The sequence below is a fragment of the Spirosoma endbachense genome, assembly GCF_010233585.1.
In the GTDB taxonomy this organism is placed as follows: Bacteria; Bacteroidota; Bacteroidia; order Cytophagales; family Spirosomataceae; genus Spirosoma; species Spirosoma endbachense.
Genome location: NZ_CP045997.1, coordinates 1653478 through 1675408 on the forward strand (window position 1 = coordinate 1653478; position 21931 = coordinate 1675408).

Sequence of the window (21931 nt, forward strand, 5' to 3'; positions counted from 1 at the left end):
TTTTTATAAAAATGGCTTGACAAATATCAAGCCTATTAAGCCAATTAATTAATAATAACCATGTTATCTTTATTTTCGGGCGGCTTTACTCCTGACCCGACTCAGCATTTCGGGCGTGAGGCCAAGAAATGAAGCGATCATGTGCTGGGGAACACGATTATAAATGGTTGGATACGTCTTGATAAAGTTGACGTATTTTTCTTCGGCCGTGAAGCTGATATTAGCGTGGATTCGATTCTGGGAAGCGACAAAGCTTCTCTCCAGAATCGTGTTCACCAGCTCATTGAAGGCTTGAATTTTGTGGCAAAGCATCTCGAAATTCTCCTTCTTAATGAGCAGGATAACTGATTCTTCCAGCGCATCGATCGTTGATTTTGCCGGATTTCCGGTAAGTAGCGCTTCACGATCCCCAGTCCACCAACCTTCGATTGCAAAATTCAGGATATGCTCCAGGCCCTTACTATCAATCCGATACGTTCGTACACAGCCTTTGCATACAAACGCATTGTTTTGCCATGGATCGCCTTCCTGTAGTAGAAATTGTCTTTTGCGCAGTTTTTTGAGCGTACTTACCGATTGAATCAGGTCAAACTCCTGGTCAGTAAGGCTTGCCTGGCTACTTATGTATTGTTGAAAAACGTCGAACATAAGCCCACTTGCAAACAGGTTGATTACAGACCTGGACCACCTTCCACATTAAAAACACCAGTCGGTTTTCGGATCGAGTATTGAGAAAAGTCCTGATTGGCATCTAAACCCAAACCATATAATTTTTCGCCGGAAAGCTGGCTGATAATTTCCACATGCTTATCCGTATATACTTTTTTAGTTATAGGATTCCAGTTTAATTCGGGGGTGAGGAGTTTCTCCTGCTTCTGCTTGTTAATAACGACAACATGCCCCATAACCGTGTAGAGATCTTTGGCCTTATCATATCGGCCTGAGTCTGATTGTAAGGTAGTTACCTCTTCCCCCTTGGGTCCGTAGAAAACGATGTTGACTGGTTTGGGATACGTACGATTATCATTGACGTAACGGTACTGTTTAGCTGTAGTAAGCTTCACTTTCAGCATAGCTGCTTCGCTATACAGCAACCGAACATCATTGATCTCCTCAATCGGCCCATTATAGGGCTCTACTTTTTTAGCCTGTTTTGGTTCACCACAAGCCACCAAAAGGAACGAAGAATAAAGAATGATGGCTGATGAATATAAAGCCGTTCTCAGTTGCCTACAGCCCTGCTGTACACGACTTCCTTCCTCAGTCTTTATTCTACCTTCAGCATTATTCATTCTACATTAAACTTTAGTCAATTACTGGCTTACGGAACCAGCGGTCGGTTAATGAGAATCCAAGCGCAATGCGCACATACTGCTCCCGAATCTGAGACGTCGACAAGACACCGCGCTGGCCAACTACCAGCGATAGGGTTACGTGGTTGACATAATAAGCACCAACAGGAAGCGATAAACCTAAACTACCGTTAATGTCGTTAATCTGAGTGCCTTTCACCTGATATGGAAGCTTATTGTACTGAAAACCAGCCCGATAAGTAATCAGATCTGCGTATTTATTGGAGGTCGGTTTCGGCGTGTACTCCAGCCCGGTCGCAACGGTCATCCCATCAACCAGATCACCTAGTTGATCGTTTATTGTTCTGTATTTACCCCATTGCTGAAAACCGACATCAACCCCTACCAGCAGCCGGTTAGCCCGTTCGATGCTCACCCCAAAATTCATTTGTTGGGGCAGCGTTGTGCGCCCGGTAGAATTATTCAGCAGCGTATCCGCAGGGCCCAGGTTCAGGCCAGCGAGCGTAGTCTGCTGGTAAATTTGGGTTTCGCTTCCTTTAACCCGCGTGCTGGGGTCATAGGTTGCACCCAGATTGACCGTCCAGGTGTCATTTATTTTTGGTCGCCAGGCAGCGCCTAACTTCCAGACGATATCGCTGTAGTTAGCACGACTCAACCGGTTGACCCGCGTGTCCTGCGGTCCAACGCCAAGCTGATTTATGATTACCCGTGAGTCCGACGAATTTGTGATATTTCCGAAGAGAAAAGAGGCTTCTACACCTACAAAAACAGTCTTCAACAGCCGGTAACCCGTTGCAAAGGATGCTTTATTCAAGCCACCACGACCACTATAATTGTATTCAGCCACCGATTGGCCTAATTGGACAATACTGGCCTGGGTGATGTTATAATTTACGAATGTATATGGCCTCAGACTAAGCGACATACTCCAGCGCGAATTTGCCGGAAACGCCAGGGCCAGATACCCCAGATTGCCTCCGAAATCCCGTTGAACCTGCGTTTCATTACCGATACTCTGGCTAAGTGTCTTTGACTGGCCAACCAGTCCTACTTCAAAAACAGTATACGGAGGGCGGCTACCAAGCAGAGCTGGATTTTGCAGATTTAAATAAAAAGGACTGGAGTTACTGATGCCAATACCACCCATACCAATATTGGTAGCGTTACCAGTTGGGTAGAGTTCTCCAATGCCCAGTGCTGAATAGGGCGAACTACCTAATCCTTGTGCCAGCACGATCGGCGACGTCGCGGCAGTAGCCAGCAAACTAGTAAATAGTACCCGGCTTATCCGCGTGTAAATTCTCAACATTATAGCGTAAAATTCGATTCAATCCCACCAGCACCAATTCCGGCACTGCAAATATCGGCTGTTTCAGACGACTTTCAAAAACAGGAGCATCGCCACCGCAAACGAGTACGGCCAGATCCGGCCAATCGTGTCGGTAAGCATCAATGATACCGGTCATTTCGAAAGCCATACCGTTGACTACTCCACTCTGCATGGCATGTCTGGTATTCTTAGCGGTTAGGTCGGGCCATTTTTCGGGCACATCAACTAATGGTAGCCGGGCTGTCTGTTCATGCATGGCCCGAAATCGCATTCGTAATCCCGGCGATATAAGTCCTCCCCGGAAAACGGCAGTATGGTCTACCAGGTCAGCAGTCAGGCAGGTGCCGAGGTCAAACACCAGACAAGCCTGACCCGGAAACAAGGAAATAGCCCCTACTGCAGCCGCTACACGATCCGTCCCTAGCGTATTTGGCGTATCATAATCCTTTCGTAGGGGTACCGGCGTTTGTCCATCCAATACCCCAATCGAACTGCTCAGTCCTGTTAACAGCGAACGTATCTCATCGGCCGACCGGCTCGTAGAGGATACCAACACCTGCTCAGGGTGGCGAAATTCGGGCTGGCGTTTACGTAAATCCGTCAGGAAGCTTTCGCTCGACTCATAACGACCTGTATCGGCCAGTAGGGTACCATCAAACCAACCCGTTTTCAGACTTGAATTTCCCCAATCGATTACCAGATTCATCAGCACATTTTAGTTGCAGGCCTTTCGCACAACTACCGCACCCGAAAGGTAACGACAGTTTTGGGTGCAAACATTGTCAAATTTTATTGTTTTAAGGAAATTTAAGTAAATCTGATAGTTTTGCCGCTTAAGGGACAACTGACTATCCATTTTTACGGGTGGGTCTTGCCCCGAAACAATCAATAATTAAATATCCTGTTAACTTTAGGAAACATTATTAATATTAACAGCGTTATCTTGACAAAACCGGATTAATACGTTACCTTTGTCTGTATCAAGCCTGCTGGCAGGTAATATTCTTCCCTAGTAGCAACTCATAGCTGCGACGGATTTCCGATTTTCCAACCGTTTTGTTAGCCACCGTGTCTGGCCCCACCAGACTCTCGTGTTTGGATCAAGCAAACTACGTCCTGTTTACTATTTGACCCATTTTCATTGCGTACGTATTCTGAACTTCCCAGGTTAGTTTAGTTTGGCATCGAAGACCGAACTGGTCATCGTACTAGTCGCTAACAGCCGCACAAAAAACTTCCCTCCTGCATACGATCAACCCCATTTTTTCACTATTCCCGCAAAAACGGTCATTTAAAGGTTTATAGATAACCTGCACCTTATGTTTAAGAAAGAAGAATTAGATAAGAAGCTTGTTTCAGAGCTTCAGCCCATTGCTGAGCAATTCGGCATCCGTAATATTGCTAAATTCACCAAAGAAAAACTCGTATACGAAATTATAAAACAACAGTCTGAACGCCCTGGACCAGAAGGCGTTGAGGAAGTTGCCCCGGTTGATGAAGCCCCCCGGCGTGGTCGACGGACAAAAGCTGCGGCCACCCCTGTTGAGGCTGCTCAACCAAGCCAGCCAATAGTTCCTGTAGTTGCCCCTCCCACAGCTGAAAGCCCCAGTACACGCACCCGTCAGCGTGTTCGGCGCGATGCTGATGCCGCCGATATTCCAGCGCCAACACCGGAAGATGGCCTTAAAGAAGTTGTTGAAACGGCAGCTATCGAGACAGCTCCAGGTACATTCCCGACTGATACTCAACCCTTACCGCAAGCTCAGGAAAATACTGAACCGACTGAGCCAATAACACCGGCTGAGCCCAATGAGCGGACAGAAACGTCAGCTCAGCCAACGGTTCGCAACCGGAATGAAAACGGACGCGATCGCAATAATACCTCGTTTCGGCCAACAGAATCCGGCCAGCGAAATGATCGTGGGAATGGTGTAAACTCCCGGCCGGACCTTAATCGGCAACGTAATCCCCGTCCTGATGGATCGCAGCCAACACAGCGTGACACGAGCGGACGCCCCCGTATGGACCAAAACCGGGATGGCAATACGCCCGACCGTGGTCCGCGGGATAACAACTCAAACCGTCGCGATTTTAATCAGCGGGATGGAGGAACTTCAGATCGTAATTTCCGTGATCAGCGGCCGCGTACCCAACGGGCAGTAGCCGATGAAACAGCCCTGAATTTCAGCAGCCAGCCCGAGGATGAATTCCTGACCCCGACAGTTATTTCGGATGACAATGCAGCCAACACCGCTGCTCAGGCCATTGGTGAGCCAACGCCAGCTGTCGATGAAACAGGCGAACAGCCAGCAGAGACTCCGGTTGAAACACAACAGCCTGGACAGCCACAAACGCAGCCACAACCTCCTGTTACCCAGGCTGCGCGGGAAGCTCAGGAATACCAGAACCGCATTCGTCGGCAGTATAATCAGCACATCCGCGAATTTGATGGTATCATCGATAATGAAGGTGTTCTAGAAATTATGCAGGATGGCGGCTACGGGTTTCTTCGCTCAGCCGATTACAACTACCTGGCCAGTCCTGATGACATTTATGTGTCTCCTTCTCAGATCAAATTATTTGGTCTGAAAACTGGCGACACCGTACGTGGTGCCATTCGCCCACCCAAAGAGGGAGAAAAATATTTTGCCTTGCTTCGTGTCTCCACCGTAAACGGCAAAACAACTGAGGAAATCCGCGACCGGATACCCTTCGAGTACCTGACACCGCTCTTCCCCGAAGAGCAACTGCACCTTAGCAACCGCCCGGAGAATTATTCTTCACGCGTACTGGACCTGTTCGCTCCGATCGGCAAAGGCCAGCGTGGCATGATTGTCGCGCAGCCTAAAACGGGTAAAACGGTGTTGCTCAAAGAAATTGCCAATGCCATTACCAAGAACCATCCGGAGGTCTATCTGATCGTTTTGTTGATCGATGAACGTCCTGAGGAAGTGACCGATATGGCCCGCAGTGTGAATGCCGAGGTGATTTCATCAACGTTTGATGAACAGGCCGACCGGCATGTAAAAGTATCGAGTATGGTACTTGAAAAAGCCAAGCGCATGGTCGAATGTGGTCATGATGTGGTGATTCTGCTCGATTCGATAACCCGTCTGGCACGTGCTTACAATACGGTTGTTCCGTCGTCAGGTAAGATTCTGTCAGGTGGTGTCGATGCCAACGCGCTTCACCGTCCGAAGCGGTTCTTTGGAGCTGCCCGGAACGTGGAAAATGGCGGTTCGCTGACGATCATAGCCACCGCCCTTATCGATACAGGCTCGAAAATGGACGAGGTGATTTTCGAAGAATTCAAAGGAACCGGCAATATGGAACTCCAGCTTGACCGCAAACTGGCCAACAAACGGGTTTACCCCGCTGTCGATGTGCTGTCTTCCGGTACACGTCGGGAGGATCTCCTGTTAGATAAAGAAACGCTGCAGCGTGTCTGGATTCTACGGAAACACATGGCCGACATGAATCCAATGGAAACGATGGACTTCCTGCTCGATCGCATGCGGGGAACCCGGAATAATGAGGAGTTCCTGATTTCGATGAACCGATAAGGATAACTAACGTAAACACCAAGGCACAAAGCACACGAAGAGTTATCTCTGTGTACTTTGTGCTTCTGTATTTACGATGGGCATCGATTAGTTGATAACCGATTGGCTATTCATTAATTTGCATTAAAATCAGAAAAAACATGAAAGACCTGATCCAATATGCAATTCCAGGCTTTGTGCTTCTTTTGCTTGTCGAAGTGATTGTAACGGCAGTTCAGCAGAAGGATTATTACAATGCCAAAGACACGGCCAGTAGCCTGACTATGGGTATTGGCAATGTTGTGATTGGCTTTGTTGGAAAAGCAATTGTATTCGGGGCGTTGTCGCTGGTCTATCAGTTTCGGCTATTTACCCTTGATATGACTCAGTGGTGGACTTGGGCCATTCTATTTTTCGCCGATGATTTCAGCTATTACTGGTTCCACAGAATCAGCCACAGCAGCCGGTATTTCTGGGCATCGCATGTAGTCCATCATTCATCCATGAAATACAATCTGGGTACAGCATTACGCCAAACCTGGACGGGCAATATCAGTGGTGCGTTTATTTTCTGGATCTGGTTGCCACTGGTTGGCTTTTCGCCAGTTGCCGTCATGACGATGCAGTCTATAAGCCTGTTGTATCAGTTCTGGATTCATACCGAACACATTAACCGGTTTCCGGCTCCAATCGAATATATTTTCAATACGCCTTCGCATCACCGGGTGCATCATGGTTCGGATCTGAATTATCTGGATAAAAACCATGCTGGCGTTCTGGTGATCTGGGACCGGTTATTTGGCACTTTCGAGCAGGAGCGTAATCGGCCAACTTATGGTCTAACGAAAAATATAGATTCGCATAACCCCGTACGGATTGCCTTTCATGAATGGGTTGATATCGGCCGTGACCTGAGAAAAGCGGGCTCTATCAGAAATGCGCTCGGTTATCTATTCGGCCCTCCGGGCTGGAGTCACGATGGCTCCCGAAAAACCACGAAACAATTGCGTGCCGAGCAGCAACAACCCTATCAACTGGATAAGGAAACTGCCTAGGCTATTGCTTACCTTCTGGACGTAAAATCATTATTCTAACCAGAAAGCCTTTTTTCAGGTTAGATCAGCGTTATGTTGACCACATTGCTGCTTGCCTGTTTTCTGCTAAAGCCATTGCCGGATTCGATCCCATCGGTCGATTCAACAACTCGTGTACGCCCTAAACTCAAGGCAGCCTTTAATCTCGATTTCCGAAATTCGTTTTTAAAGAGCCAACCGGTCAATGTTTGGGGTATTAATGCCGGGATTACCTATGGTGTCAAAAGGCATCAAATTACATTAGGCTATTACTGGCTAAGTTATGCCACTTACCTCCGTCTGATTGACTGGCGACGTGATGCGGCCCGGCGAATCAACCTTGGCTATTACACCCAAACCGACATGTGGTTTGTGAACCTTCAATACTGGTGGAACATGACCAATAATCAAAAATGGACGGTGAGTGTCCCCGTCGAAATTGGCGGTGGCGTGGCGTACGCGCTTCCGCTGGATCTACGGAAGGAAACGCAGATTGACCGGACCAAACATGACTTTTTTGTCCCCATTCAGATTGGAACGTATGCCCAGTGGAAAGCAACCCGTTGGGTAGGACTTAGTGGACAGATAGGCTATCGGTATTCGCTCTTTCGGAGCGACATCAATCAAAATTTCAACGGTACCTACTATAGCATTGGCGTAACCGTGTTCCCCGCCTTTTTTACGGATGTCTGGAAAGCTGTTACCAAAAAAGCACGCATTTCGCCCATCCATCCACCCCATTACAATCAAAAGTGATTGGCCTTCATGGAATTGTCGCCTGAAACGACGACATAGCCGCGCTGCTTCAGTAACGACAGCAGCATGCCTAAGAGCGCGAACCCGTTGGTTTTACCTTAAAAATCGCTGGGTTTATAGGCAGTCGAAACGACCCGATTCCAGTCAGGATGCCGTTTGAGGTAAACCGTTACGAACGGGCAAAGCGGTACAATTTTCAGATTATTCTGCTCTATGTAGGTTAACACAGCTTCAACTAAGTGGGAGCCGACGCCCTTCCCTTCCAGACTGGAGTCAACCTGGGTGTGAATGATCGCCAGTGTTTCGTCGTCAACTTTCTGGTAGGCTACAGTAGACAGCTTTCCATCTATTTTCATTTCAAAACGGTTTCGGTGGCGGTTGTCGCGGACAGGCGCGTCGGTAAGGTCCATATCAGGTTAATTTATTCACAAATCAGTTCTTTATCTATCTACTGGTTAATCGGCCCAATTGTTTAACAACCGACTTTACCAGGCATGGATCTTACCTCACACCATCGTTCACTTTTTGAAAAACCGGGCGTTCATTCATTACCACAACTTTATCAATTAGGGCTTGGCGTCTATCATTCCGATAAATGGCGGGAATTATCTTCCTACCTGCGCTGGGAGCTAAAACATAAGCTGGGTCTGTTCCCGGCCAATCAGTATCTCCGGTTTACTGATCATGCTCCACTCCTGCTGGATTCAGCGACCGACTGCCCTGAATCGTTTCTGGTTTCGCCAGCCGTTGCAGTTAACAAAGCGTCATTGGCATGGCGACTGCTCATCGAAACATCCCGCACATTCCAATGCGGCTGTTTGTTTAGCGATGCTTCCGGGCTCTATATCAGTACCGACAGTGGCCAATCGGCAACGCTTCACTACCGGTTCACCCATCCAATTCAGTCTGTGTTTGTGTCGAATGAGGGTTATGTGTTTGTCTGTAGCGATGGAAAACTGCTTCGTAGTATCGATCGGGGCAAGTCGTTTACAGAAGTGCTGGCATTAAGTAGTCCTAATAGCTATTTTCTGGAGAATAATGGTATGACTGAACTACCCGACGGTCGTTTACTGATCGGCGAATATGGCGTTGTACGTCACCGTCATTCCTGGCAGAACCTGGCCTATATCTATTATTCGACCGACCGCGGAGCAACCTGGCAAACCAGCGATTTTTTGATTCGTGATGGGGTCAATAAACACGTCCATCTTGTCAAATACAGTTTATATCTCAATAGTTTGTTTCTGACCGACGGTGATAACAAAAAGCAGGTTTGGCTTAACCGAACACTTACTCAACTCGGTCAACCGGCCAATAACCACGGTGATGGCTGGCATCGGCTCAATCAGACGCACTATCAGCAGGGCGGTTATCTCTCCATGGCCGAACTGAATGGAAGGGTATTTCTCGGTTCCGACTACCTGGGCGGGACTAATTTCATTGTGTCAACCACGGATGGCGAACGGTTTCAGAAGCAGATCATTCCTGATCCATACCGCAGAAGTCCGGTCATGAACATGCTGACCCGACGGACCAATACCGGCCAAACCGAACTGTGGGCTGTTCTGCACAATAGCATTACCAGTTCTACCCGTTCCCTGCTGATGTTTTCGTCCGATGGAGGTCAAACCTGGACGAGAGTTATCGACTACGACGGCACCCGGCATGAGATCAAATTGGTTAGTGCTTCTCCAAAACTCATCGATCAGGTACATTTTGCGATAATCACCAAAGCGGGCAACCAGTTCAAACAATCAGTGTTTAGGGCATCAACCAGGCGATTATAGCCGCATGCTTTGTTTTTTAGGAAGAATCTGCGTTTGTTCGCTTCATGAACCGCCTTGACCGTCTAACTGCCATTCTGATTCACCTGCAAACCAAACGGGTTGTCCGTGCACAGGAATTAGCCGACCGTTTCGGTATTAGTCTGCGTACCGTATACCGCGATATTCGATCGCTGGAAGAAGCAGGAGTTCCAATTGGGGCCGAAGCGGGTGTGGGTTATTTTCTGACCGATTACCACTTGCCCCCTGTCATGTTCACCAATGCCGAAGCCAGTTCGCTGATTCTGGCAGCAAAGCTGATCGAGAAGTGGACCGACGAATCGGTGCGGACAGAATTTGAGTCTGCTTTGTTCAAGATAAAATCCGTCCTGAAACGTCCCGATCAGGAACACCTGGATGTTCTGGCTCCGAATGTGGATGTATCGAAACCCATGACCCGTCCAGCCTATGCTGATGGCTTGCTGACAACTATCCAGCAGGCTATTGCCCGGCACCATGTTCTTGATCTTCATTATCATTCCCTCTACAACGACACCGAAACCCGACGCGAGGTTGAACCCGTGGGATTATACCATTACAGCCTGACATGGCATCTAATCGCTTTCTGTCGTAAACGCCAGGATTACCGCGACTTCCGACTTGACCGTATCCGTTCATTGACCGATACCGGTCAGCGCTTCGCCCGTCATGAACGATTGTCGTTGCAGGAATATATTGAACGGGAACGTACGGGTTCCGATAGGCCGCTTATCAACGTTAGTGTTGTTTTCCAGAAATCGGTTATCCGCTTTCTGCAACAGGAAAAATATGCCTGGGGTTTTTCCTCCGAAGAAGATCTGGGCGACCGCGTCCGCATGGAGCTCAATACACCCTATCTGGAAGGTCTTGCTCGCTGGCTCCTCTCCTATTCAACCACAGTCAGTATCGAACAACCCGACTCCCTGCTGACATTGATGCAGACACTCTCCGAAGAGGTTAGGGACTATTATGCCGCACAATCGGTATTGCTGTAAGTCTGGGTTCCCAAACACCAGCAAACTGGCAGTTTTCTGAGATCCGTACCACTGTTAGTGATAAAACGCTATAAACCGTGGCACGGATCTCAGAAAAGTCCTGACCAGTTGCTGGTTTTTCATACATGGCAATATCCTTTTCGGGAGGCTTAAATCCTGCTGACATACTGCTGTCACAGGCGCAAGTTTCCTTTGTGCTGTTAGTAAAACCAAGCATCTCGAACACACATGCAAACCAAACAAGCTCCCCCAATGACTGTCCTGTATTATGCCGCTGACACTACCCTGAAAGACCTCGGTCAATTCTGGAACGTGACAGCGCAAGGCATTTATCGGGAGGCCAACCGGCTCGGAATAGACATTACAGGGCCGATCTACTGGGTCTATTATGGGGTCGATAGCAACCCCGATACGGTATTCCGTCTGGAGGTTTCCCTACCCGTTAGCGAAGCGATTGGACAACCAGAAGGCTTTGCCTTCAAAGATTGGGAGCCGTTTACCTGCCTGACCGATTTACACCTTGGCCCCTGGGAAAACCTTCACACTACCTATAGCCGACTGATACCAGCTGTGTTTGAACAGGGAAAACAACCAACCCGCATTTTCCGTGAAATGTACCTGAACATGGACTTAAAACACCCTCAAAACAACGTAACGGAAGTACAGATTGGCATTGCATAAATACCTGATAAACCGACTCAACCATGAAAGCAACTGCACAACGTATTTATAAATCCTGGAAAGAGGATGCGTACGATGAACTCGATGGCGCACCTAAACTGACGCAATCGCGTGTAACGAACACCTTTGTCGGTGATATTGAAGGCGAAAGCTGGGAAGAATACCTGATGATGTACCGCAGTGACGACTCCTGCTCATATATTGGCCTGGAACGCATTATCGGCAAACTTGGTGAACGGTCGGGGAGCTTTGTCGTACAGGGGATTGGTACGTATGAAAACGGAATGGCACGTGCAAGCCTTACAATCATACCAGGCAGTGGCACGGGTGATCTGGTCGGGATTCGTGGCCAGGGCGAATACGTTGCCCCCAAAGGGCAATACTCGACCGTTACGCTTGATTATGAATTTAACTAAGTGCCATCTGCTCAACTAAACGACAAATACCATGAAATTAAATGCGGGAATAATCACGGATAAGCTTCTCGAAACCAAACAGTTTTATCGAGACATTCTAAATTTCGGCACCACGTTCGAGAATGAGTTTTACGTGTTACTCCATACCCCAAATCGGCAAACTGAACTTAGTTTCCTACTGCCCAATCATCCAACCCAACATTCATTGTTTCACCCCGCATTCGACGGAAAAGGCGTTTTTCTAACGATCGAAACGGAAAATGTTGACGAAGAATATGCAAGAATCAGCGCATTAGGTATTCCGATTGTCGTAGATCTTCGCGACGAATCCTGGGGTGATCGCCACTTCGCCATCGTTGACCCAAACGGTATCGGTATCGATCTGGTCACCTACGCTCCACCTACCGAAGCCTGAACAAAACCAACGCCCGTCTACCTGGCGGGCGTTGGTCATTCATGTTATTTATAGGCCGGAATGCCCGTAATTTCGGCACCCAGAATCAGCAGATGAATATCGTGCGTTCCCTCGTAGGTACTTACCGACTCCAGATTCATCAAATGCCGCATAATCGGATACTCGCCCGAAATTCCCATAGCTCCCAGCATCTGACGGGCTTCACGAGCAACCTGTAAGGCTATTTCGATGTTGTTTCGTTTGGCCAGTGATATCTGAGCGGTAGTAGCTTTGTCTTCGTTTTTCAACATGCCTAAACGCCAGCAAAGCAACTGGGCTTGAGTAATCGCCGTTAACATTTCAGCTAATTTCTTCTGTACTAACTGGAAACTGGCAATGGGCTTATTGAACTGAATGCGTTCAAGTGCATAACGCCGGGCTACTTCATAGCACTCCATAGCGGCTCCCAACGCACCCCAGGCAATCCCATATCGGGCCTGATCCAGACACTTTATGGCACTTTTCAAGCCAAATGCTTCTGGCAGCATATTCTCTTTCGGTACGCGCACATCCTGCAAAACCAGTTCTCCCGTGCTACTTGCTCTAAGCGACCATTTATTCGTGATTTCATTCGTCGTAAACCCTTCCATGCCCCGCTCTACGATCAGACCTCTGACCTTGCCCTGATCATTTTTGGCCCAGACAATAGCAATGTCGGCAATCGGTGCGTTGGTGATCCAAAGCTTCGATCCATTGAGCAGGTAATAATCGCTCCGCTCGATGAAGTTCGTTTCCATACCACCCGGATCAGATCCGTGGTTGGGCTCGGTCAGGCCAAAACAACCGAGTAGCTCGCCTTTGGCCAGTCCTGGCAGGTATTTCCGCTTTTGTTCCTCCGATCCAAATGTATAGATAGGATACATCACCAGCGAATTCTGAACCGACACGCAGGAGCGCATTCCTGAATCGCCCCGCTCAATCTCCTGAAGCATCAGGCCATACGAAATCTGGTCTAAGCCACCTCCTCCAAATTCCGTTGGAATAGTAGCCCCGAATGCGCCAATCTTGCCAAACTTCTGAACAAGCTGCACCGGAAACTCAGCCCGCTGCGCATGTTCTTCAACAATAGGCGTAATCTCGCGTTTCACAAAGTCGCGCACAGCCGAACGAACAAGCTTGTGTTCGGCCATTAGTAGATCGTCAAGACAGTAGAAGTCAGGCGACTCAAACGAGTCTACCTTATTTCGGGGTGGGGTCATGGTTGCGGGTTGCATACTTCAACAACTCAAAAAGATAGAGCTTGTTGGCAAGATTGCGTTTTTTTGCCAATTTGCTGACGATGAGGGTTAGGAAAAATAAGAAACTAATTAGATCAACATCTAAATCCCACAGAGTAACAAGCCGAACCCAAATCCGAGCCTTCCTGTTAAGCAAAAAGCAGCCTGTTTTCATGTATTTTTGTGAACCATCTGCCGGATAAAAACCGGCCCTGTAAATTCATGATTCACCAACTTTCAGTGACCATGTCGCCCGAACACGCCTACGACGATGCGGCATTTCGGGGGCATGTCTTCCAATTGCTCGGACTATCTGCCGATAGCCCGGCAGTCGTGCGCAAGCGTCGGCAGTCGATCGATGCGCGGGGACGACAAATAAGGGTCCATATCGATACCGAGGTATTTGTCAATGAAACACCTCCCCCACTTATCCAATATAAAAAACCGCAAACCAGCGTCAGCGATTCGGCGTCGGCTCCGCATGCCATTGTCGTTGGTGCCGGTCCAGCGGGTTTATTTGCGGCCCTTCGCTTGATTGAATTAGGTGTCAAACCTATCGTGCTGGAACGGGGCAGCGATGTTCGTAGCCGCCGACGCGACCTTGCAGCCATCAATAAAGATCATATCGTTAATCCGGAGTCGAATTACTGCTTCGGCGAAGGGGGAGCCGGAACCTACTCAGACGGTAAACTCTATACCCGTTCAACCAAACGGGGCGATGTACGACGAATCCTGGAGATCTTTGTCGCGCATGGTGCCACTGATGAAATTCTGGTCGATGCACATCCACATATCGGCACCAACAAACTCCCTAGTGTAGTAGCCGACCTTCGGCAAAGTATCCTGGACGCGGGTGGCGAAGTGCGGTTCAATACCCGAGTAACCGACCTGATTCTGGAAAACAACGAGCTGAAAGGCGTCGTGACGGCAACTGGTGACGAACTGACCGGCATCGGGGTTATTCTGGCAACAGGCCATTCGGCACGCGATATTTTTTATTTACTGCAAGCGAGAAAAATTCTGATCGAAGCGAAACCATTTGCCATGGGGGTTCGCATTGAACATCAGCAGAGTCTGATTGATCAGTTCCAATATCACCGGCCGAATCGAGGAGATTACCTACCCGCAGCGTCGTATAGTTTGGTGACGCAGACCCGATTTAATGGGGTAGAACGGGGTGTATTTTCGTTTTGTATGTGTCCCGGAGGTTTTATTGTTCCGGCCGCAACGGCACCGGGCGAGTTGGTGGTCAATGGAATGTCGCCTTCGCGTCGGGATTCGAAATATGCCAATTCAGGCCTGGTAGTGGCTATTACAGACCATGACCTGAAGCCTTATGCCGACGAAGGGCCGCTGGCTGGATTAGCTTTGCAACAGGATCTGGAACGCTGGGCTTGCCGTATGGGAGGAAAGAGCAATGGCCAACCCTCTCAAACAGCTCCAGCCCAACGCGTAGCTGATTTTGTGGATGGGCGGGTGTCAAGCGAGTTGTTACCGACATCCTATCAACCGGGCTTAGCATCCGTAGATATGGCCGAGGTCCTACCCGACCATATTGTACAGCCGTTACGTGAGGGTCTGCGCGATTTTGGCCAGAAGATGCGTGGCTACCTGAGCAACGACGGTCAGGTAATTGGGGTTGAAAGTCGCACTTCGTCGCCCGTTCGGATTCCACGTGACCGCGACACATGCGAGCATGTACAGGTCCGGCGGTTGTTTCCATGTGGCGAAGGAGCTGGCTATGCGGGTGGTATTGTTTCGGCTGCAATGGACGGCGAACGCTGTGCCGAGCAGCTTGTGAGTTTATATAAATGAGTTTTAGGTTTTCGGAATACGACTTCAGTCAGTCAACGAATACGTGATCCAAACGCCAAAAACTAGATACCAATATGATCGACACCTCGTTCCATAACTTTACTGAAGACCTTCGCAAGCGATTGATGAAACCGCTACCCGGCGAAGTAGCCCATCAGAAAATGGCATCGGCGGCCCGCTATCGCCTGGGAATTAAACCCAATGAACGGACGCGACGGAGTGCAGTGTTGATTTGTTTTTACCCGTATCAGGACTCGATCTATCTGCCGTTAATTCTTCGGCCGCAGTATGATGGAGTCCATGCGGGCCAGATGGCTTTTCCGGGCGGGCGAATGGAACGGTTCGACGAAAACTTAACCCGAACGGCCTTACGGGAGGCCCAGGAAGAAGTTGGCATCCGGGTGTCCGATGTGAAAGTACTTGGGTTATTGACCGAGTTATTTATTCCCCCAAGCAATTTTTATGTACAGCCAGTTGTCGGTATGCTTCCTTATCGCCCGGATTATTACCCTGATCCCCGCGAAGTAGAAGCTGTTGTTGAAGTTGATCTGGACACCTTGCTGGACGAGACCATCGTTGGTGATAGCCAGATCGAGGTGAGAGGGGTTGTTGTCGATGCTCCATTTTACCAGATCCAGGGGCAGCGTGTTTGGGGCGCCACCGCTATGATGATCAGCGAATTGCTGATGATCATGGATTCGTGAGCGATCTGGAATGTACGGATGTGAATCAACCACTTCTTCTTCTAAATCCGGGGGTTTAAGTCATTCGACCCATGCCGTAAATAACCAGTAAAAGGATGGTTTACCAAGACCTTTAGGCTATATCTAGCTCAAACCGCTAGTTTATATCACCTAATTCAGGTATCCGCCTACACTGCACATCACACAAAACGGCTTAATTGAAACAAAATTTCGCCTGAGAACATAAGCTACCTATTTGGCAGAGTTTTATAAGTAAAACTGCTAAAATGCCCAACAAGCTCTAAAAAACGGCTAAACAATAGTAGGCTCATAATCATGGTATACACTCATTATGGTGCCTGAATACCCTTAGACCATCGTAAGCATTTCTACGGATAAAACACATAATTATTGACTCAGAAATAGATTCAATTTTCTCATAAAAATAGCTCATATACAGGCATCTGGCTGTTGATATAGTCGACAACATTAATAGCTTTGTAGTTTGTAACAAATACGGCTTCTCTACCGTTAGAAATCAAGTTCCTTATTGCAAAATACTACTCCGTGAAAAGATGGATTGCTATCGGTCTCGTCGTTCTGGTACTCGGCGGGATAATTGTGTACAATAAAGTGTTACATCCGGCTCCAGGAGCCAATTCGGGTGGCCCCGGTGGAGGTGGCGACGCCAAAGGCGGGTCGGGTAAAGGTGGACCAGGTGGTAAAGGCGGAGCGGGCGGTGGCGGAATGGCCAGTGTCAATGGCTTCGTTGTCATTATGAAAAACCTGAAAGAAGATGTTGTTTCCAGCGGATCATTGCTTGCAGCCGAACAGGTTGATATCTATCCTGAAATTTCGGCCCGAATCACCCAGCTAAATATTCAGGAAGGCCAGCCGGTTAAAAAAGGAGATTTGTTAGTTAAACTCTTCGATGCTGATCTACGGGCCCAATTGCTGAAACTTCAGGCTCAGGCCGACAATGCCAAGCGTACCGAAGACCGAAACAAGCAGCTGCTGGAACGGGGCGGTATTAGCCAACAGGAATACGACATTGTGACAACAAACCTGCGGTCGTCTCTGGCTGATATTGAGCTGGTAAGAGCCAACCTGCAACGCACTGAAATCAGAGCTCCCTTTTCGGGCGTGATCGGTTTGCGGAATGTTAGTTCTGGTGCAGTCGTTTCGCCCAATACACTCATTGCAAGGCTTCAACAAATTTCCTCCCTTAAACTTGATTTCTCGATTCCTGAAAAATATGGGCAGTCGGTACATACAGGGAGCACTATCTCGTTTTTAGTAGATGGAAGTGCTCAGGCGAGTCAGGGAGTTGTGTATGCTATTGAACCCGGTGTAGAAGAGCAGACCCGCAACCTTCGTATCCGGGCAAAAGTCAACAACACAACGGCCCGTTTCCGGCCCGGTACATTTGCCCGCGTAACGCTGACGATTCAGAACGAACGGAGTTTAGTGGTTCCAACGCAGGCAGTCATTCCACAAACACGGACGAATCAGGTAATTGTCATTAAAAATGGGAAAGCCCAGTTTAAAGACGTCACAACCGGTATTCGTACGGCTGGAACGATCCAGATCCTGTCGGGAGTGCAGCTAGGTGATACGGTTGCCACTACAGGTTTGTTGTTCCTGAAACAGGATGCTCCCGTTAAAGTTGGTCGAGTGGTATCGTTGTTGGGTAATGGCCCTAAAGTTGCCGCAAACTGAAATCAGATACAGATTTATAGAGTTTTACAGGTATAGAGCATTAACTCCTCTACTCTCCCAGAAAACTCCATATCAGTAAAAACGCTATAACACAACTCAACAACAATGAGTCTCCCCGAATTAAGTCTGAGCCGACCGGTCTTTGCGATGGTGATGTCCATCGTCATTGTGTTGTTCGGGATTATTGGCTTCACCTTTCTTGGTGTACGCGAATACCCGGCAATTGACCCCCCGGTCATTTCGGTGCGAACAAGCTATACAGGCGCTAACCCCGAAATTATTGAGTCGCAGATCACCGAGCCTATCGAAAAGTCATTGAACAGCATCGAAGGTATCCGGACAATCTCATCCAACAGTTCCCTAGGGTCCAGTAACATTACCGTTGAGTTTAACCTGGATGCCAACCTGGAACAGGCCGCCAACGATGTCCGGGATAAAGTATCTCAGGCACAACGGCAATTACCACAGGATATTGATGCTCCACCGGTTGTAACGAAAGCGGATGCCAACTCCGAACCGATTATCTTTTTGAACGTTCAGAGTACAACGCGTAGCCCGACTCAATTATCGGACTATGCCGAGAATGTACTTCAGGAGCGGCTACAGACCATTCCGGGCGTTAGTCAGGCTAATATTTTTGGGCTCAAACGTCAGGCCATGCGTCTCTGGATCGACCCAATCAAATTATCGGCCTACCGTTTGACTTCGCAGGATATTCAGAGTGCATTAACGGCGCAAAATGTTGAGCTGCCGGGCGGTAAGGTTTATGGCAATAACACCGAATTAACGGTAAAAGCGGTAGGGCGGTTAACAACGGAAGATGACTTTAACAACCTGATTCTTCGGCAAACAAGCAACCAGATCATCCGCTTTAAAGATATCGGCTACGCAACTCTGGGAGCTGAGAATGAAGAAACGGTCTCAAAACAAAACGGAACGGTAGGTGTGATTCTGGCTTTGATTCCACAGCCCGGTGCCAATTACGTCAGCATTGCCGATGAGTTTTACAAACGATTCGATCAGCTAAAAAAAGACTTACCTCCCGACATCATCGTCTTTGTCGGTACGGATCGAAGTATCTTTATTCGGCGGGCTATTGAAGAAGTTGGCGAAACGCTGCTCATCTCATTTGTTCTGGTCGTTCTGGTCATCTATCTTTTCTTCCGTGACTGGCTCATTGCGTTCCGGCCGTTAATCGATATTCCCGTATCGTTGATCGGTGCCTTTTTCATCATGTATGTGGCCGATTTCAGTATCAATGTCCTGACGCTTCTGGCCATTGTGTTGGCAACCGGTCTGGTGGTCGATGATGGTATTGTGGTTACGGAAAATATCTTCAAGAAAGTTGAAGAAGGTATGCCCACAGAACAAGCCGCGAAAGAAGGGTCCAACGAGATTTTCTTTGCGGTTGTATCGACCTCTATCACACTGGCAATTGTATTCCTGCCGATCATCTTCCTTCAGGGGTTTGTGGGCCGCCTGTTCCGTGAGTTTGGTATTGTAGTAGCAGGAGCCGTATTGATCTCGGCCTTTGTCTCCCTGACATTAACGCCGGTTTTGAGTGTAAAACTGACTAGTAAAAATCACGGTCGATCCTGGTTTTATCGTAAAACAGAACCGTTTTTCGTATGGCTCGATGACTCCTATCGCGATTCGCTCAACTCCTTTATGAAGAAGCGTAGGTGGGCTTTTGTGATGATTCTTGTTTGTTTGGGTTCTATTTTCGGATTGGGTTCGCTGCTTAAATCAGAACTGGCCCCACTCGAAGATCGTGGCCGCACACGTATTTCTATTACATCGCCCGAAGGCACCAGTTTCGAAGCCCAGTCGGTCATTACGGATCGGGTATTAGACTTTGTACTGGATTCTATTCCAGAAAACAAATTAGCGTTTAGTGTGGTAGCACCGGGCAACTCAGGGTCGGGAGCGGTTAATTCATCATTCGTGATGGTCAACATGGTTGATGCATCCGAGCGGAAACGGTCTCAGCAGGATATTGTCGATTACCTGACGAAAAACCTCAGAAAGTTCAGTGAAGCCCGCATGTTCCCTACTCAGGACCAAACCATTCAGGTGGGTCGGCAGGGAGGTGGCCTACCGGTACAGTTCGTCATTCAAAACCTGAATTTTGAAAAACTACGGGAGAAATTGCCGTCTTTTCTGGAAGAGGTTCAGAAAGATCCAACATTCCTCAACTCCGATGTCGATCTGAAATTCAACAAACCGGAGTTGAATATTACGATCGAGCGCGAGAAAGCAACAAACCTGGGCGTTTCGGTACAGGATGTTGCCCAGACATTGCAGTTAGCGCTTAGTAACCGTCGGTTGGCTTATTTCCTGATGAATGGAAAACAGTATCAGGTTATTGGTCAGGTGGACCGGAGAGATCGCGACGAACCCGTCGATCTGGCTTCGTTTTACGTACGTTCCAATCAAGGGCAGTTGATCCAGTTAGATAATCTGGTGAAGTTCCAGGAAGTCAGTAGTCCTCCGCAGGTTTACCATTATAACCGATTTAAGTCGGCAACGGTATCGGCAGGGTTGGCACCGGGCAAAACCATTGGCGACGGGGTTGCCGCCATGCAGGCCATTGCCGCTCGCACATTGGACCAAACGTTCCAGACGTCTCTCTCGGGACCTTCGCGCGATTATGCCGAAAGTTCCTCGAATACGTTGTTCGCTTTTGGTCTGGCGCTGATTCTGATTTACCTGGTACTGGCCGCTCAATTTGACTCGTTCATCGATCCGTTCATCATTATGATGACGGTGCCGCTGGCTCTTGCCGGTGCTGTTTTCTCACTTTGGATGTTTAACCAAACGCTGAATATTTTCAGTCAGATTGGTGTCATCATGCTTGTGGGTCTGGTTACCAAAAACGGGATTCTGATCGTGGAATTCGCCAATGAACAGCGTCTGACGGGTAAAAGTAAATTTGATTCCGCTATCGAATCGGCCGCGTTACGGCTTCGTCCGATCTTAATGACGACCCTTGTAGCCGCATTTGGTGCCTTACCGCTAGCGCTGGCTTTAGGTTCAGCTTCGAAGAGTCGGGTTCCATTGGGTATTGTTATTGTAGGCGGCCTTATGTTCTCCCTCATTCTGACGCTATATGTCGTGCCCGTTATTTATACATACATGTCACGCCGGAAAGACGTAGAGAAGCCGTCGCTACCTCAACCCGAAGACAACCACAAAGGCGATACGACCAAGCCCGAAAAAGTTGAAATGGGCGTTTAAGTTCGAGCCGCTATCAACAAACAAATCCCCGGCAGGCGAACCTGACCGGGGATTTTCTCATAGGTTGGTTAGTAAGATTATAGGTCAACTCCGCCGGATGGAGTGAATGGCAACAATGGTTGGTGCGGCCAGATAAAAATCAAACAAGGCACGGCCTATCAGTTCATGCCCAATCGCATTCAGATAGCCCGGCTCATTCGTTAGAAAATATTCTTCGCGCGGTTGAACGACCGCATCGGAATCGAAAACACTGAACGACTGGCGAACCTCCGACCGCATGAATAAGGATTTTCCCTGCTGGCGTAACCATTGATAAATCGGCTCACGATGCGGAAACGGACTAAGCAATATCACTTTATGACGGTGAGGTCTCAAAAGGGTCAATAAGTTCGTCAACTCCTGCCGAACGGTAAGCAGGCGAGGAAGTCGGCCAAAGGCAGCTAAGCCTTTTACTAACAGGCGTTTCCCTATTTTCGAAAGCTGGTTCAATAGTCCCGAGGGTTCGGCTTTCCGCATTGGTTGCAACCAATCGGGCAAAATCACATCGCCAGACATATCTGGCAAATTATCGGTATTACGCACAAGTAATGCCCCCAGACCAGCCGGATGATCCAGGCAGCCCTGACCTCCCTGTACGACGATCAGATCATATCGTTCGAGGGGTAGTTGCGACAGTGTTGACTGAACACCTGATAACGTTGAATGAACATAAGCCTCCACCGAAACGGCTCGGCCCGTCTCGCTAATTTGCCGAATAAAGTGGCCAACAAAACTAATTTGCCCGGCTGTAAGGCCGTAACCACCAACATGCCGGTCGCCAATTATCAATATCTTCATCGGATGAAGTGGCATCTAAATGCCTTTTCTTGACCATACGCTTGCCAATAAGTAAGTGTGG

At 48.5% G+C, this 21931-nt stretch carries 19 protein-coding genes; 12 read left to right on the forward strand and 7 right to left on the reverse strand.

Annotated features, from left to right (window positions below; translation table 11 throughout):
* Window positions 1-69 precede the first annotated feature (69 nt).
* From GJR95_RS06460 to GJR95_RS06475, 4 genes are read right to left on the reverse strand one after another with little or no spacing between them, the layout of a single operon-like run.
* The gene (locus tag GJR95_RS06460; RefSeq protein ID WP_162385091.1) at window positions 70-648 is read right to left on the reverse strand and encodes a Crp/Fnr family transcriptional regulator; all 579 of its coding nucleotides are present in this window, start codon (window positions 646-648) and stop codon (window positions 70-72) included.
* A gap of 23 nt (window positions 649-671) precedes the next feature.
* Window positions 672-1292 carry an LPS export ABC transporter periplasmic protein LptC gene (gene lptC, locus GJR95_RS06465; RefSeq protein WP_162385092.1) on the reverse strand — a complete coding sequence of 207 codons (621 nt, stop codon included), beginning with the start codon at window positions 1290-1292 and terminating at the stop codon, window positions 672-674.
* 13 nt (window positions 1293-1305) lie between these two features.
* A complete protein-coding gene (locus GJR95_RS06470; protein WP_232541103.1) occupies window positions 1306-2622 on the reverse strand; it encodes an outer membrane protein transport protein in 1317 nt (438 codons plus the stop codon).
* Window positions 2579-3349, reverse strand: coding sequence for a type III pantothenate kinase (locus GJR95_RS06475; RefSeq protein WP_162385093.1), 771 nt, complete (start codon window positions 3347-3349; stop codon window positions 2579-2581). The genes GJR95_RS06470 and GJR95_RS06475 overlap by 44 nt, the downstream gene beginning before the upstream one ends.
* Window positions 3350-3962: 613 nt before the next feature.
* Here GJR95_RS06475 and rho point away from each other — a divergent pair.
* The 3 genes from rho to GJR95_RS06490 all read left to right on the forward strand — a co-directional run bounded on the left by rho (window position 3963) and on the right by GJR95_RS06490 (window position 8014).
* Window positions 3963-6206, forward strand: coding sequence for a transcription termination factor Rho (gene rho, locus GJR95_RS06480; protein WP_162385094.1), 2244 nt, complete (start codon window positions 3963-3965; stop codon window positions 6204-6206).
* A gap of 140 nt (window positions 6207-6346) precedes the next feature.
* Window positions 6347-7240 carry a sterol desaturase family protein gene (locus GJR95_RS06485; protein ID WP_162385095.1) on the forward strand — a complete coding sequence of 298 codons (894 nt, stop codon included), beginning with the start codon at window positions 6347-6349 and terminating at the stop codon, window positions 7238-7240.
* 72 nt (window positions 7241-7312) lie between these two features.
* Entirely contained in the window at window positions 7313-8014 is a 702-nt protein-coding gene (locus tag GJR95_RS06490; RefSeq protein ID WP_162385096.1) for a hypothetical protein, read from the forward strand.
* Between the two features lie 98 nt (window positions 8015-8112).
* Here the strand turns inward: GJR95_RS06490 and GJR95_RS06495 are convergent, their stop codons facing one another.
* A complete protein-coding gene (locus GJR95_RS06495; protein ID WP_162385097.1) occupies window positions 8113-8424 on the reverse strand; it encodes a GNAT family N-acetyltransferase in 312 nt (103 codons plus the stop codon).
* 84 nt (window positions 8425-8508) lie between these two features.
* Between GJR95_RS06495 and GJR95_RS06500 the strand changes: the two genes are divergently transcribed.
* From GJR95_RS06500 to GJR95_RS06520, 5 genes are all read left to right on the forward strand, one after another.
* Window positions 8509-9801: a WD40/YVTN/BNR-like repeat-containing protein gene (locus GJR95_RS06500; RefSeq protein ID WP_162385098.1), complete on the forward strand. Its 1293-nt coding sequence runs from the start codon at window positions 8509-8511 to the stop codon at window positions 9799-9801.
* Window positions 9802-9845: 44 nt separating this feature from the next.
* Window positions 9846-10811: a helix-turn-helix transcriptional regulator gene (locus tag GJR95_RS06505; protein ID WP_162385099.1), complete on the forward strand. Its 966-nt coding sequence runs from the start codon at window positions 9846-9848 to the stop codon at window positions 10809-10811.
* 228 nt (window positions 10812-11039) lie between these two features.
* The gene (locus GJR95_RS06510; protein ID WP_162385100.1) at window positions 11040-11492 is read left to right on the forward strand and encodes a GyrI-like domain-containing protein; all 453 of its coding nucleotides are present in this window, start codon (window positions 11040-11042) and stop codon (window positions 11490-11492) included.
* Between the two features lie 23 nt (window positions 11493-11515).
* The gene (locus GJR95_RS06515; protein WP_162385101.1) at window positions 11516-11908 is read left to right on the forward strand and encodes a DUF3224 domain-containing protein; all 393 of its coding nucleotides are present in this window, start codon (window positions 11516-11518) and stop codon (window positions 11906-11908) included.
* 31 nt (window positions 11909-11939) lie between these two features.
* Window positions 11940-12323 carry a VOC family protein gene (locus GJR95_RS06520; protein WP_162385102.1) on the forward strand — a complete coding sequence of 128 codons (384 nt, stop codon included), beginning with the start codon at window positions 11940-11942 and terminating at the stop codon, window positions 12321-12323.
* Between the two features lie 44 nt (window positions 12324-12367).
* Here GJR95_RS06520 and GJR95_RS06525 read toward each other — a convergent pair whose 3' ends face one another.
* On the reverse strand, window positions 12368-13576 hold the full coding sequence (locus GJR95_RS06525) for an acyl-CoA dehydrogenase family protein (RefSeq protein ID WP_162385103.1): 1209 nt from the start codon (window positions 13574-13576) through the stop codon (window positions 12368-12370).
* 225 nt (window positions 13577-13801) lie between these two features.
* On the opposite strand from GJR95_RS06525, the gene GJR95_RS06530 reads away from it, so the two are divergent.
* The 4 genes from GJR95_RS06530 (at window position 13802) to GJR95_RS06545 (ending at window position 21033) form a co-directional block, all read left to right on the forward strand.
* Window positions 13802-15394, forward strand: a complete 1593-nt coding sequence (locus GJR95_RS06530) for an NAD(P)/FAD-dependent oxidoreductase (protein WP_162385104.1) — start codon at window positions 13802-13804, stop codon at window positions 15392-15394.
* A gap of 74 nt (window positions 15395-15468) precedes the next feature.
* Window positions 15469-16098, forward strand: a complete 630-nt coding sequence (locus GJR95_RS06535; RefSeq protein ID WP_162385105.1) for an NUDIX hydrolase — start codon at window positions 15469-15471, stop codon at window positions 16096-16098.
* Between the two features lie 546 nt (window positions 16099-16644).
* Window positions 16645-17796 (forward strand): efflux RND transporter periplasmic adaptor subunit, encoded by a 1152-nt coding sequence (locus tag GJR95_RS06540; RefSeq protein WP_162385106.1) that lies wholly within the window; start codon window positions 16645-16647, stop codon window positions 17794-17796.
* Window positions 17797-17901: 105 nt separating this feature from the next.
* A complete protein-coding gene (locus tag GJR95_RS06545; protein WP_162385107.1) occupies window positions 17902-21033 on the forward strand; it encodes an efflux RND transporter permease subunit in 3132 nt (1043 codons plus the stop codon).
* Window positions 21034-21117: 84 nt separating this feature from the next.
* On the opposite strand, the gene GJR95_RS06550 is transcribed toward GJR95_RS06545, so the two are convergent.
* Complete coding sequence (locus GJR95_RS06550; protein WP_162385108.1) at window positions 21118-21870, reverse strand: SGNH/GDSL hydrolase family protein; 753 nt, start codon at window positions 21868-21870, stop codon at window positions 21118-21120.
* Between the last annotated feature and the right edge of the window lie 61 nt (window positions 21871-21931).

What these genes read in the sequence shown, in the direction of transcription:
- GJR95_RS06490 (WP_162385096.1), top strand. Translation starts at nt 7,313, where the DNA reads ATGTTGACCACATTGCTGCTTGCCTGTTTTCTGCTAAAGCCATTGCCG.
- GJR95_RS06535 (WP_162385105.1), top strand. Translation starts at nt 15,469, where the DNA reads ATGATCGACACCTCGTTCCATAACTTTACTGAAGACCTTCGCAAGCGA.
- GJR95_RS06510 (WP_162385100.1), top strand. Translation starts at nt 11,040, where the DNA reads ATGCAAACCAAACAAGCTCCCCCAATGACTGTCCTGTATTATGCCGCT.
- GJR95_RS06500 (WP_162385098.1), top strand. Translation starts at nt 8,509, where the DNA reads ATGGATCTTACCTCACACCATCGTTCACTTTTTGAAAAACCGGGCGTT.
- GJR95_RS06550 (WP_162385108.1), bottom strand. Translation starts at nt 21,870, where the DNA reads ATGAAGATATTGATAATTGGCGACCGGCATGTTGGTGGTTACGGCCTT.
- GJR95_RS06505 (WP_162385099.1), top strand. Translation starts at nt 9,846, where the DNA reads ATGAACCGCCTTGACCGTCTAACTGCCATTCTGATTCACCTGCAAACC.
- GJR95_RS06525 (WP_162385103.1), bottom strand. Translation starts at nt 13,576, where the DNA reads ATGCAACCCGCAACCATGACCCCACCCCGAAATAAGGTAGACTCGTTT.
- GJR95_RS06470 (WP_232541103.1), bottom strand. Translation starts at nt 2,622, where the DNA reads ATGTTGAGAATTTACACGCGGATAAGCCGGGTACTATTTACTAGTTTG.
- GJR95_RS06530 (WP_162385104.1), top strand. Translation starts at nt 13,802, where the DNA reads ATGATTCACCAACTTTCAGTGACCATGTCGCCCGAACACGCCTACGAC.
- GJR95_RS06520 (WP_162385102.1), top strand. Translation starts at nt 11,940, where the DNA reads ATGAAATTAAATGCGGGAATAATCACGGATAAGCTTCTCGAAACCAAA.
- GJR95_RS06460 (WP_162385091.1), bottom strand. Translation starts at nt 648, where the DNA reads ATGTTCGACGTTTTTCAACAATACATAAGTAGCCAGGCAAGCCTTACT.
- rho (WP_162385094.1), top strand. Translation starts at nt 3,963, where the DNA reads ATGTTTAAGAAAGAAGAATTAGATAAGAAGCTTGTTTCAGAGCTTCAG.
- lptC (WP_162385092.1), bottom strand. Translation starts at nt 1,292, where the DNA reads ATGAATAATGCTGAAGGTAGAATAAAGACTGAGGAAGGAAGTCGTGTA.
- GJR95_RS06485 (WP_162385095.1), top strand. Translation starts at nt 6,347, where the DNA reads ATGAAAGACCTGATCCAATATGCAATTCCAGGCTTTGTGCTTCTTTTG.
- GJR95_RS06545 (WP_162385107.1), top strand. Translation starts at nt 17,902, where the DNA reads ATGAGTCTCCCCGAATTAAGTCTGAGCCGACCGGTCTTTGCGATGGTG.
- GJR95_RS06475 (WP_162385093.1), bottom strand. Translation starts at nt 3,349, where the DNA reads ATGAATCTGGTAATCGATTGGGGAAATTCAAGTCTGAAAACGGGTTGG.
- GJR95_RS06495 (WP_162385097.1), bottom strand. Translation starts at nt 8,424, where the DNA reads ATGGACCTTACCGACGCGCCTGTCCGCGACAACCGCCACCGAAACCGT.
- GJR95_RS06515 (WP_162385101.1), top strand. Translation starts at nt 11,516, where the DNA reads ATGAAAGCAACTGCACAACGTATTTATAAATCCTGGAAAGAGGATGCG.